12 protein-coding genes are annotated in these 13,011 nt (G+C 40.8%); 6 read left to right on the top strand and 6 right to left on the bottom strand.

Annotated features, from left to right (window positions below):
- Positions 1 to 218 precede the first annotated feature (218 nt).
- The gene (locus FO440_RS21465; RefSeq protein ID WP_144250367.1) at positions 219 to 1,166 is read left to right on the top strand and encodes an ion channel; all 948 of its coding nucleotides are present in this window, start codon (positions 219 to 221) and stop codon (positions 1,164 to 1,166) included.
- Between the two features lie 12 nt (positions 1,167 to 1,178).
- Here FO440_RS21465 and FO440_RS21470 read toward each other — a convergent pair whose 3' ends face one another.
- The 3 genes from FO440_RS21470 to recR are packed head-to-tail and all read right to left on the bottom strand — an operon-like array spanning position 1,179 to position 3,434.
- Entirely contained in the window at positions 1,179 to 1,994 is an 816-nt protein-coding gene (locus FO440_RS21470) for an SDR family oxidoreductase (protein ID WP_144250368.1), read from the bottom strand.
- Complete coding sequence (locus tag FO440_RS21475) at positions 1,978 to 2,814, bottom strand: glycosyltransferase family 2 protein (protein ID WP_144250369.1); 837 nt, start codon at positions 2,812 to 2,814, stop codon at positions 1,978 to 1,980. Before FO440_RS21475 ends, FO440_RS21470 begins: the two co-directional genes overlap by 17 nt.
- 2 nt (positions 2,815 to 2,816) lie before the next feature.
- Complete coding sequence (gene recR, locus FO440_RS21480; RefSeq protein WP_144250370.1) at positions 2,817 to 3,434, bottom strand: recombination mediator RecR; 618 nt, start codon at positions 3,432 to 3,434, stop codon at positions 2,817 to 2,819.
- A 217-nt stretch (positions 3,435 to 3,651) separates the two neighbouring features.
- Between recR and FO440_RS21485 the strand changes: the two genes are divergently transcribed.
- The 5 genes from FO440_RS21485 to FO440_RS21505 are packed head-to-tail and all read left to right on the top strand — an operon-like array spanning position 3,652 to position 9,160.
- A complete protein-coding gene (locus FO440_RS21485) occupies positions 3,652 to 5,133 on the top strand; it encodes a sodium:solute symporter (RefSeq protein WP_144250371.1) in 1,482 nt (493 codons plus the stop codon).
- A 23-nt stretch (positions 5,134 to 5,156) separates the two neighbouring features.
- A complete protein-coding gene (locus FO440_RS21490) occupies positions 5,157 to 5,864 on the top strand; it encodes an LOG family protein (protein WP_144250372.1) in 708 nt (235 codons plus the stop codon).
- A 19-nt stretch (positions 5,865 to 5,883) separates the two neighbouring features.
- Positions 5,884 to 6,543 carry a signal peptidase I gene (gene lepB, locus FO440_RS21495; RefSeq protein ID WP_144250373.1) on the top strand — a complete coding sequence of 220 codons (660 nt, stop codon included), beginning with the start codon at positions 5,884 to 5,886 and terminating at the stop codon, positions 6,541 to 6,543.
- A 51-nt stretch (positions 6,544 to 6,594) separates the two neighbouring features.
- Positions 6,595 to 7,821, top strand: coding sequence for a TCR/Tet family MFS transporter (locus FO440_RS21500; RefSeq protein ID WP_144250374.1), 1,227 nt, complete (start codon positions 6,595 to 6,597; stop codon positions 7,819 to 7,821).
- Between the two features lie 43 nt (positions 7,822 to 7,864).
- Entirely contained in the window at positions 7,865 to 9,160 is a 1,296-nt protein-coding gene (locus FO440_RS21505; protein ID WP_144250375.1) for a TCR/Tet family MFS transporter, read from the top strand.
- Here the strand turns inward: FO440_RS21505 and FO440_RS21510 are convergent.
- The 3 genes from FO440_RS21510 to FO440_RS21520 form a co-directional block, all read right to left on the bottom strand.
- Positions 9,134 to 9,727, bottom strand: a complete 594-nt coding sequence (locus FO440_RS21510) for a DUF502 domain-containing protein (protein WP_144250376.1) — start codon at positions 9,725 to 9,727, stop codon at positions 9,134 to 9,136. The two genes, FO440_RS21505 and FO440_RS21510, sit on opposite strands and share 27 nt — an antisense overlap.
- A 281-nt stretch (positions 9,728 to 10,008) precedes the next feature.
- The gene (locus tag FO440_RS21515; protein ID WP_144250377.1) at positions 10,009 to 10,308 is read right to left on the bottom strand and encodes a hypothetical protein; all 300 of its coding nucleotides are present in this window, start codon (positions 10,306 to 10,308) and stop codon (positions 10,009 to 10,011) included.
- Between the two features lie 148 nt (positions 10,309 to 10,456).
- Positions 10,457 to 12,919 (bottom strand): bifunctional UDP-N-acetylmuramoyl-tripeptide:D-alanyl-D-alanine ligase/alanine racemase, encoded by a 2,463-nt coding sequence (locus FO440_RS21520; protein WP_144250378.1) that lies wholly within the window; start codon positions 12,917 to 12,919, stop codon positions 10,457 to 10,459.
- Between the last annotated feature and the right edge of the window lie 92 nt (positions 12,920 to 13,011).

Genomic DNA, 13,011 nt, shown 5'->3' on the forward strand with positions numbered 1-13,011 from the left:
TGATTTATAATAACAGGAGTTTGCCTTACGATTAATCGTTAAGCCACCACCAATTATTATTTAAACTTTTAATTATCATTATGCAGCAAATATGGAAATAGTTTTTTCTAAAAGCAAGCAGAATGATAAATTTACAAGGGTTTGTTTTACTAATTGACAAAATCAACCAATTCATTTAACTTATCTGTTACTAAATTTAATTAACTATTATCCAAACCATGTCCATACATAAAAGAAAATTCAACCCCGAAGATGACCTGGGATTTGGCACACAGGCTGTTATGAAGAGCCAACGCCTGGTAAACCGGGACGGGTCGATCAACGTAAAACGCAAGGGTTTATCTTTCTTTAATACAGCTAACAATTACCATACACTGATCACCATGAGTTGGGGCAGGTTCTGGTTGATTGTATTATCCGGGTACATGGCTGCCAATATTGTATTTGCCTTTATTTATGTGTCATTGGGGCCGGGTACATTGGATGGTGCTGTGGGTAACACCTTTTTCTCTCGTTTCATGGATGCTTTTTTCTTTTCGGCACAAACCATATCCACGGTTGGTTATGGCCACATCAGCCCAAGGGGAATGGCGGCTAACTCTATAGCGGCATTAGAATCAATGGCGGGTCTTTTAGCATTTGCTTTGGCTACAGGGTTATTGTATGGGCGTTTTTCAAGACCATCAGCCAAAATAAAATACAGTGAACACCTGTTAATTGCCCCATACCTTGAAAACAGCCGGGGATTAATGTTCAGGCTAACCAACCTGCGTCGCAATACATTGATAGACCTGCAAATGGAAGTTATATTTTCATACAACGAAGATGTTAATGGCAAGAAGGTACGCAGGTTTTTGCCACTGGAATTAGAAAGAAAAAAGGTAAGTATACTCACATTAAGCTGGACGGTAGTACATCCGCTAAATGATGACAGCCCGTTGAAAGACATTACGCCAGAAGACCTGGCAAGCACGGAGGCCAGCTTCGCGGTATTACTAAAAGCTTTTGACGATACATTTTCGCAAACTGTACACTCACGGACATCTTACCAATATGATGAAGTGGTATGGGGCGGCAAATTCAAACCTACTTTTGACCGGGACGATGACGGGCGCTTTATTTTAAATCTGGATAAGATAGATGATTTTGAGTCGATAAGTTTATAAGCTGGTCAGATCCTATTTTAACAGCGCATCTTTTTCCTTGGCAAAAACATTGTAAACCAACTTATCCAATCTGGCAGGGATAAGTTTACTTAAAAGCACAGTCAGCTTACCCTGCCCGGTCATAATTAAAGTGCGTTCGCGCTTTTCAACACCATCGGCAATGATTTTTGCGACTTCATCTGAAGTCATCATTTTTTCTTCATGCAACGTACTTTCCCCCTGCTGGTTACCGTCTTTATTTAATGCAGTATTTCGGATGTTTGATGCTGTGAACCCCGGGCAAGCGGTCATTACGTGTACGCCAGTTTTTAAATTCTCGACTCGTAAAGCATCCAAGAAACCATTCATGGCAAACTTTGAAGCTGAATAACCTGTTCTGCCTGGCAAACCTTTATAACCTGCTATAGACGACACCCCTACCACAGAACCTTTTGTTTTTAAGATCTCGGGCAACGCGTATTTGGTACAATACACCGTGCCCCAAAAATTCACGTCCATTAAGGTTTTTAATACCTGCAACTCTGCATCTCTAAACAAAGCACGCATGGAGATGCCCGCGTTATTTACCAATATATCAATTTTTCCGAAAGTAGTAATGGTTTGTTTGATCAAATGATCACAATCGCTTTCAACGGCGACGTCACATTGTACCGCTAAGGCTTTAATTTGATATTGATCCTGTAATGACTGTGCAATTTCGCATAAAGTAACATATTGGCGGGCAGCCAAAACAAGGTTAGCGCCACGGAGCGCAAATTCTTCTGCTAATGATTTACCAATGCCCGAAGAGGCACCGGTTATAATTACTATCTTATTGTTCAACTTCATACGCTGGCGGGTACAGTTGTATGCCTTCTGTTATTTTTATTTCAGGCAGTTTAAACATGTACTTGGCGGCGAAGATAAGCATAGCACCATAAAAATTCTTTACGTATTGCCAGCTAATTTTAGGCGTATTGTCGCTTTTAAAGTTGATAATATAAGTTTTGGGGAAATAATAATTCTTAAAACCAGCCAGTCGCATCCGGTAAGACAGATCGATGTTATGGCCATATTGCACAAAACGTTCATCAAACAAGCCCGTTTCATTCAATACCGGCCTGCGTATCAGCATAAATGCATCGTTCAGGATATCTATCTCTGATGTTTGAAACTCCTCCACCCACTCTTTGTGGTTACGGTTTGAAATGCGTGATTTGGCAAAATGTTTAGCAAAACCTATCAGTTTAAAAAAGCTGATCCATGGTTTTGTTAACCCCCGATTAGACTCGGGCAGAAAACTGCCTTTAGCATCAACCATCCGTACCCCTAAACCACCGGCATCAGGGTGAGCATCCATAAAACCAATGATCTTATCCAGGGTTTCTTTGCCGCAAATAGTATCCGCATTGACTAGTAAAACATACTCGCCTTTAGACACTTCTATCCCCTGGTTATTTGCTTTGGCTACACCTTCGTTAATGTTATTGGCAATCAGGCGAATTGCGGGGTAATCGGTATGAAGCATTTCAACTGAATTATCGGTTGATCCATTGTCAACTATAATCAATTCATAATCAATAGCATTACCTGCTTTAACTAAAGAATTTAATGCGAGCTTTAATAAATCACAACGGTTATGATTTACTATGATTACCGATAGTTTCATACTTACCTGGATAAAGAATTTTCATACGGAACACGCGTAGCGATAGACCGCCCGAGGGTGATCTCGTCTACGTACTCCAATTCTCCACCAAAGGCTATGCCACGGGCTATTGTTGAGATACTTATATTGAATTGTTTTAATTTTTTATGCAAGTAAAAGATGGTAGTATCGCCCTCCATAGTAGCGCTAAGCGCAAAGATAACTTCTTTTACTTCGTCATTGCTTAAACGTTCAACCAACGTGTCCACCTGCAAGTCCGACGGCCCAATGCCATCCATCGGCGATATTAAGCCGCCCAATACATGGTACACGCCATTGTACTGGCTGGTATTTTCAATGGCCATTACATCGCGGGTGTCTTCTACAACACATATCAGGCTCTGATCGCGTTTATGCGATGAACAGATCTCGCAAAACTGCTGATCAGAAATATTATGACAGGTGCTGCAAAACCTGATCTCATTACGCAGTTTACTTATCGTTCCGCTAAATTTCTCAACATCTTCCTTCTCCTGATTTAAAAGGTGCAACACTAAGCGTAACGCCGTTTTCTGCCCCACCCCCGGTAATTTTGCAAACTCTGCAACCGCATTTTCCAACAACTTCGACGAAAAGTTCATATTGCGAAGATAGTTAATAGTCAGGAAGTCGGAAAGTATGTAAAAGGCCTTAATGTTTATTTTTTTGTTTAATAAATCTACTATACATAACTTGTCAGCAAGAATTAATAAATCACTTTGTCATTTCGAACAAAGTGAGAAATCTTATACGATTTACCTGCCAGTCGCATAAGATTTCTCCTCGTACCTCGTTCGAAATGACATATAATTTTATAACATGTCACCCGGATTACTGCTTTCATTTATAATTGGTTATTTCTTAGTCTTGTTAGTGATATCATGGCTAACCTCAAGAAAATCATCAGACAACGATACTTTCTTTGTGGCTAACCGCAATTCTAAATGGTACCTTGTAGCATTTGGGATGATTGGCACTGCTTTAAGCGGCGTAACGTTCATATCGGTACCCGGTAAAGTTGGCTCGCCCGGTGGCGATCAGTTTGCTTACTTTCAGTTTGTACTGGGTAATGCCGCCGGGTTTATTATCATAGCAACGGTATTGCTGCCTTTGTACTACCGCATGAAACTGACCTCAATTTACAGCTACATTGAACATGCTTTAGGCACATGGAGTTATAAAACAGCGGCAGGCATTTTTCTGATCAGCCGGGTAATTGGGTCGTCGTTCAGGCTTTACCTGGTGGTGATTGTATTGCAGAAATTTATTTTTGATAGTTATGGTGTACCTTTTGCCGTTACGGTATTGATATGCCTGGTATTGATCTGGGCCTATACTTTTAAAGGCGGGTTGAAGACAATTATTATTACAGACAGTTTGCAAACCTTGTTCCTGGTATCGTCTGTTTTTCTATCGATATTTTTTATTTGCCGCAGCATGAACTTTAACCTGTTTGAAGCGGCAGACGCCATTAAAAACAGCAGTTATTCCAAGATATTTTTCTTTGATGATTTCATGACCAGTCACTTTCATATCACTAAGCAATTTATCGGCGGCTTATTTATTACCGTGGGCATGACAGGGCTTGACCAGGACTTGATGCAAAAAAACCTAAGCCTTAAAAACATCCGCGAAGCGCAAAAAAATATGTTCAGCTTTACTGCCGTGTTTGTGGTGATCAACATTTTCTTTTTAAGTGTCGGCGCATTGCTGTATATGTACGCAACACGTTATGGCATCACGGTTACAAAAACAGATTACCTCTATCCCACAATCGCTTTAAAATACCTGGGCGTTATACCAGCCGTAGTATTTATGTTGGGTTTAACTGCCGCCACATTTGCCACTACCGATTCGGCCTTAACTGCCTTAACCACATCGTTTTGTGTTGATTTTTTAAACTTTAACAAAGGGAAAGATATCAACAGTAAAAAAATGGTAAATGTGCGCCATTATGTGCACATAGCTTTTTCGGGATTGTTGTTTCTAACCATTATTATATTTAACGCCATTAATAACGATGCCGTAGTAAGCGCCATATTTAAAGTAGCGTCATACACCTATGGGCCTTTATTAGGTCTTTATTCGTTTGGGTTATTTTTAAGCGGCAGGCAGGTTAAAGACAAGCTGGTGCCTTTTATTTGTGTGCTGTCGCCGGCTATTTGTTTTTACTTAAGTGCAAACTCTACAACTTTATTTGGTTATACTTTTGATAATGAACTTATCCTTGTAAACGGGATCATTACATTTGCAGGATTGCTGCTTACATCAAAAAACAAAACAAAAGCGGCAGTTGCATAATTACACTACATTTAAGACACGATATGACAGGCGAAGAGAAAATAAGACACGCGTTTGAAAACAAAAACTGGCAGGAAATTAAGGTAACCGACTCCTGGCAGATCTTTAAAATAATGGCCGAGTTTGTTGACGGCTTTGAGAAACTGGCTAAGATAGGCCCATGTGTATCCATATTCGGTTCAGCACGTACCAAGAATGACAACCGCTACTATAAACTTGCCGAAGATACTGCCCGTTTGCTAACAGAGCGCGGCTACGGCGTAATATCAGGCGGCGGGCCGGGTATTATGGAGGCTGCCAATAAAGGCGCTTATGAGGCCGGGGGTAAATCCGTAGGGCTAAATATCGAACTACCTTTTGAGCAGTTTCATAATAAATATATCGACCGGGATAAGGTACTTGAGTTTGATTATTTCTTTATCCGTAAGGTAATGTTCATGAAATATTCGCAGGGCTTTATTGTATTACCTGGCGGATTTGGTACTTTGGATGAATCATTCGAGGCGATTACCCTGATCCAGACCGGTAAAATTGCACGTTTCCCGATTGTGTTTGTGGGTGTAGAATACTGGGGCGGCTTATTTAACTGGATAACTGAAAAAATGTTAAACCAGGAACATAACATCCATCCTGACGACCTTAACCTGTACAGGGTTGTTGATACTGCCGAAGAAGCAGTTGAACATATTTTCCGTTTTTACGAGAAGTATGTGCTGAAACCAAACTTCTAAAGAACTCGATTATTTATTCATGAAAAAACCTGCTGTTCTGATTGTAACGTTATTTGCATGTACAGTCGCGCTGTGGATAACGTTAAGGGCAACTCATATTTTGAATTTTTATTCGGTACCGACAACGGCAAATGAGCCAACTTACATGCCTGGTGATTGGCTGATCGCATCTAAATTAAAAAAAGTAAATAACAATGATTTTGTAGTCTTTAACGGTCCTGATAAGGGCGTTTGGATATTTAGGTGCATTGGAAAAGAAAATGATATAGTAGAGATAAGAAAAGCTGTGGTTTATTTAAACGGCAAACCATTGAACGACTCTTTTGCCTGGAATGAGTATTATATTTCAAAAAAACAATTATTAAGTATTGCAGGATACATAAATAGAAACAAAAACACTGTAGAGCTTATTAATGATAGTTTGGCTATTGGTAATTTTACAACATCTGAATTAAAACAATATCATCTTAATTTAAAACCCCGTTTGGCAGCTGACACTGTAAATCCAGCTATTTTTGCTGATTTTAGAGCACGCGGTTACAATGAGGATAATTTGGGACCTGTAAAAGTTCCAAAAGACAGCTATTTTTTATTGGGGGATAGCAGGCATGATGCGTTCGATTCACGATATTTTGGGTTTGTAAAAAGTGATGATATAATTTCGACAGTTATAAGATAAGACACAATAAACATTGATTAAACCATATTATTATAGTTTATACTCAATATAATGGACAAACCTGCCAAGTCAAAAAAAGAAGCCGCTTTAGGATTTATATTTATTACGCTGCTGATCGACGTAACCGGTTTGGGTATTATTATACCTGTATTACCTAAGCTGATAGAAACCCTGATACATGGCAACTTAAGTGAAGCATCGCGCTACGCGGGCCTGTTAACATTTGCCTACGCTGTGATGCAATTTATTTTCGCACCGGTTTTGGGCAATTTAAGCGACAAGTATGGCCGTCGCCCTGTTTTACTGGGATCGTTGTTAGGATTTGGTGTTGATTATCTTTTCCTGGCTTTCGCCCCCAGCATAGGCTGGTTGTTTTTGGGCCGTGCCATAGCAGGCATTACCGGTGCCAGTTTCACCACCGCATCAGCCTATATAGCAGATGTAAGCACGCCCGAAAAACGCGCCCAGAATTTCGGGATGATAGGTGTTGCATTTGGTTTAGGTTTTATTATAGGGCCGGTAATTGGTGGCATACTTGGTAAATACAATACCCACTACCCTTTTTTGGCTGCCGCTGGATTAGCTTTACTAAATGCCACATACGGGTATTTTGTATTGCCTGAATCTTTAGATAAAGCACATCGCAGGCCTTTTGAGCTCAAACGGGCTAATCCGCTGGGGTCATTGTTACAACTGAATAAATACCCTGCTGTTTTAGGTTTAGCCGCATCGTTATTCCTGGTTTATTTTGCGGCACAATCCGTACAAAGCGTGTGGACCTTTTATACCATGACCAAATTTGGTTGGAACGAGGCCTGGGTAGGTTATTCTTTAGGATTTGTTGGCTTAAGTATTGCCGCCGTTCAGGGTGGCTTGATCCGGATCGCTATCCCAAAACTGGGCCAGCAGCGGGCCATTTGGATGGGGCTGTCGTTTTATGCTATCGGGTTGATATTATTCGCTGTAGCCACCAAAGGCTGGATGATGTTTGCCTTTATGATACCTTATGCACTTGGTGGTATTGCAGGCCCTGCCCTGCAGGGAATTATGACCGAACAGGTACCCGCCAATGAACAAGGCGAATTACAGGGCGCGCTTACCAGCCTCGCCAGCTTAAGCTCCATCTTTGGCCCGTGGATCATGACCTATCTTTTTTACAGATTCACGCAAAAGAATACGCCTGTTTATTTACCTGGAGCACCTTTTATTTTAGGTGCCATACTGATGCTATTGAGTGTATTGTTGGCAGTTAGAAGTTTTAAAAGAAACACAAACTAAGATTATTGGTTATACAACTGCTAAGTTCACATTTCTATCTTATATGGCCGAAGAGCAATCATCTTTTTCTAACATGACCGGGCAGGTCACCAAAACAAAACGTTCTGCTGCATTAGGCTTTATTTTTATAACCATATTTGTTGATGTTTTAGGTTTGGGTATTATCATACCTGTAATGCCCAAGCTATTACAAACGCTGGGGCATTTTGACCTGAGCATGGCATCTAAATATAACGGATGGCTTACGCTGATTTATGCGTCAATGCAATTGATCTTCGCATCTATCATGGGGAGTTTAAGTGACAGGTATGGCCGCAGGCCGGTACTCCTGATCTCGCTTTTTGGCTTTAGTATCGATTATTTATTTATGGCATTTGCCCCATCAATTGCCTGGCTGTTTGTGGGCCGGTTTATTGCCGGTGTAACGGGTGCCAGTACAGCTACTGCTACGGCTTATATAGCAGATGTAAGTACAGGGCATAAACGCGATGCCAACTTTGGCTTAGTCGGTGCGGCTTCAGGCATAGGCCTGATATTGGGTGTCGGCCTGGGTGGTTATTTGGGCGAGCTTAATATTAAATTCCCGTTTATGGCGGCAGCGGGCTTTGCTTTTTTAAACGGCATGTACGGTTTGTTTGTATTGCCCGAATCACTTAAACCCGAACATCGCCGCAAATTTGAATGGAAACGAGCCAATCCATTGGGATCGTTGATAAGGGTATTTACCAAACACGTTGGCTTAGCCGGCCTGATAGGCGCTATCCTGTTAGTTTACATCGCACAAAAAGCTGTAGAATATTTAATGTCATTCTTTCTATATGAAAAGTTCAATTGGTCTATGCACAGCGTTAGTTGGTTGGCACTATTTATTGGCGGGTTGCTGTTTGCCATACAAGCAGGTTTGATCCGTTATACCATACCCAAATTTGGCCAACAGAAAAATATTATAGCAGGTATAATTTTTTACGCTATCGGCCTTACCCTTATCGCATTTGTAAATCGTGGGTGGCTGGTATATATATTTATGATCCCTTATTGTCTTGGAGGTATTTCAGGCCCGGCTTTGCAGGGATACGCCACCAATAAAGTCGCTAAAAATGAACAAGGCGAGCTACAGGGTGCCATTACCATTTTGAACAGCATAAGTGTAATAGTAGGGCCGTTTATATTCAGCTTTTTATTTGCGCATTATACTAACAAAACTTCGGGAATTTACTTTCCGGGCGCGCCGTATTTGCTGGCCGCAATACTGATGATCATCAGTACTTTTTTGGCGATAAGAAGTTTCAAGAACCCGATTAAAAAGACAAGATCAGTCAAGCCCGCTCACACCGCCTGATATTACAAACTTCATCATGTCTGCGGCATTTTTGTCAATCGGTTTAACCTTATCCGCAGCAATAATAACTACCTGCCCTGCAAATGAATATGAATACGGGAAATAAACCGCGACCTCGCCGGGTAAGCCCAATTTAGCAAGGTCCTTTTGCACCAGGAAACCGATTTTTTTCAGACCAAATTCATTAACCTCAACAATAACCGCCTCGTTAAACTTTTTTTCATCGCCAACAAAGGCTTCGGTAAGGTCTTTGATTGAAGAGTAGAGAAAATTAAAGAATGGCAACTTATTCAGCCATCTTTTAAACCAGCGCTTGATCGGGTCGGTAATTACGTTGGTTACCAGCACACCGGCAATCATGATCACTATTAGGACGTTTAAAATCCCGACTCCGGGTATGTGCATTGGCCGGCCTTTACTGTCTGTCCATAAAACATCGCTTAAATTTAAGGCGCTGTCAATGCTCGAAATTGCCCAAAAGATCAGGAAAGCAGCCGCGCCTATCGGCACAACCACGATCAATCCTTTAAAAAAATAATTTAATAACGCCCTGGCTACCTTGGTCATTTTGATCTGCAAATTCTGTGTGTAAAAGTACGTTCTTTTAAACAGGCACAGAAATTTTTATAAAATGCTCGATTACACGTTTGAAATTTGAAATAAGCATTTACCCTTTCACATAAAACTTATTGAAGCAGCTATAGCACCTATATCTTTGAAGGGGTAACCAAAACAGGAAAATCTTAAACATTTCTCCGTTAGGTATCTTGTGATGCGATACTGTAGAACAAGTGGGGCAACGAACAATTTTTCGTTTAGGATCATTTATATTGTTCATAGGACAGTGTTTAAATTTCTTGTTCTTTACTACTCAATTTGAGAACTGAAAAGTCCCTGGTTTGTGTAGGTGTCCATATCACGAAGTGCAGATCATATTGCCGCTCACGTACCCTAAAGATCTTTTCAGTAATTAGCTCTTGTAACTCGATATAAATTTCATTAAGGGCTTTGGTAAACTGATTTAACGTAATGATTATCTTATTATTTTCAACAGAAATAAAGGTCCAGTATTTTGTCGGCAATTCCTGTTTAAGGAAGGTACAAACCCTTGTAAGATATTCGGTCATTATGTTTTCGGCGGTAGTCATACCACAAATTTATGCTAAAAATATTAGTAAATCAACAGGTATTAAAAAATTTAATACACAAAATTACATCCTTTAGCAAACTGTTTCTACCGTATAAATACGCATTTTGATACGTTTAACTACTGATATTGGATAGTTGAGTTATCGCTTATTCGTAAAAATATACCCTTTTTACGCGCTGCGAAATATTGGTCAGTATTTCATAAGGGATTGTCCCTATCTGGCTTGCTAATTCTTCTATGCGGTGTTGCTCGTTAAACACAATAACCTCATCCCCTTCTTTAACATCAACAGCACTTACATCTATCATGCACATATCCATTGATACATTGCCAATGGTGGGTACCACCACCCCATTTACCAGCATATTACCTACCCCGTTACCAAACGCACGCAGATAACCATCGGCATAGCCAATACGTACGGTGGCTATCTTGCCATCTTTCGGCATTACGCCGTTGCGACCGTAGCCTATGGTGTCGCCGGCCGCTATTTTCTTAACCTGCGATACACTGGTTTTTAAACTGGTGATGGGCTGCAACGCACTATCATCAGCAGGAACCGCGGCATCAATACCGTACAAACCGATACCCAACCTTACCATGTCAAACTGTGCCGATGGCCAGCGCGTAATACCCGAGGTGTTTGACAGGTGTTTGATTACTTTATAACCCAGGCATTTTTCTATCTTTTTAGCGGCCTTTTCAAAACGGCTGATCTGTGTTTGAGTAAATTCATCATGTTTTGCAGCTTCGCTGGCTGCCAGGTGCGAGAACATGGATAAGATCCGTACATATTTATTCTCTTCCAGCAAGTCGCATAGGGTTTCTATCTCGAAAGGCTCAAAACCAAGCCTGTGCATACCTGTATCTATTTTAAGGTGTACCGGGTAATTGGTGATATCGTTTTGCTGGGCATATTTTATAAAATCATCAAATAAGCCAAAACTGAATATCACAGGTTCAAGTTTGAACTCAATTAACTTATCAAATGCGGATTGCTCGGCATTTAATATCATTATAGGCATGGTTATGCCTGCCTGTCGTAATGAAATACCCTCATCGGTATAAGCTACCGCCAAATAATCAACTTTGTTATATTGCAGCATATTGGCCAACTCAAAAGTACCGCTGCCATAGCTAAAAGCTTTCACCATTGCCATCAACTTTACGCCCGGCTTTAATTTTGATTTATAGTAGTTCAAATTATTCAGCATGGCGTTAAGGTTGATCTCCATTACCGTCTCGTGCGTTTTTTGAACCAACGCCCTGCTTACCCTTTCAAACTCAAAACTCCGTGAACCTTTTATCAGGATGGTTTCACTTTTAAAGCCAAGCGCCAACAGGCTATTAAGCAGTTCGGTGGTATCTTTGTAGAAAAACTTTTCGGGAGGCTCGAAATAATCCTGGTGTTTCACCAGCGCCTCGCCGACGCCAATAAACTTGTCGACCTTTTTTGATCTGATCAGTTCGGCCACCTGTTTATACAAAACATCTTCCTGCAGGCCCGATTGAAAGATATCAGACAGCACCAATGTCTTTTTCTTATGCTGATTTTGCTGATTTAAAAAGTTAAGCGCTATCTCCAGCGATTGGATATCTGAGTTATAAGAATCGTCAATAACTGAACAATCGTTGATGCCGGTTTTCAATTCTAACCGCATACTAACCGGGTTAAGGCGCTCTAAACGTTTATCAGCTTCGGCAGATGGATAACCTAAATATAACAACGTGGCCCAGCAAACAATGGCATTCTCAATTGATGCCTCATCAAGAAAAGGGATCAGGCATTCTATTTCCTTTCCATCAAACCTGGCGCGCAGGTAATAATTTCTTTTGATGATAGTTTCACTGAAAACATATAGGTCGGCCTGCTTAAAATTGCGGCTCCAGGTAAAGGTTTTTAAATTGGCAATGTCCTTTTTATAATCAAGCAACTGGTCATAGTTGTGAATAAGCAGTTTACAATTCTTGAATAGCTTCAACTTTTCTAATACCTTTTCCCGCGTGTTTTCAAAGCCTTCATCGTGCGCGGTACCCAAATGCGTAAGTATTCCGATGTTGGGTTTTATGATGGCTTCCAGGTTATCCATTTCGCCGGGAAGGGATATACCGGCCTCAAAAATACCCAGGTTGTTTCTATCATTGATCTGCCATACAGACAGAGGTACACCAATTTGCGAATTATAGCTTTTTGGGTTACGTACAATATTTTTATCGACCGCCATTAATTGGTAAAGCCACTCTTTAACAATGGTTTTGCCGTTACTGCCGGTAATGCCTATCACGTCTAAATTAAATCGGCTGCGGTGATGCTGGGCCAGCTTTTGCAGCGCGCTAAGCACATCGTCAACAATCAAAAAGTTGGCGCCGGGCAGTTTAATTTCAGGGCCTTGCTTTACTACAAAATTGCGCACCCCTGCGGCATAGGCTTCGGCAATGAACTCGTGACCGTTGCGCCTGCCGCTCAGGGCGAAAAACAGGCCTTCGGCCGCGATATTGATGCGGCGGCTGTCTGTCAATAATATACTGATGAGATCATCTGTTACGATATCACCCTGCGCGTTTATAATTTGCTTAACTGCTGTAATTGAATATTGGTTGCTTAGCATGGCGATGTAAAATTGCTAATAATTTAGCCTATTAACACAATAATCGGCAATTTGATTTTAAGCGGCATCATATCAAATTTATCCTTACATTT

Origin of the sequence: Mucilaginibacter corticis (assembly GCF_007558865.1) — a bacterium.
In the GTDB taxonomy this organism is placed as follows: Bacteria; Bacteroidota; Bacteroidia; order Sphingobacteriales; family Sphingobacteriaceae; genus Mucilaginibacter; species Mucilaginibacter corticis.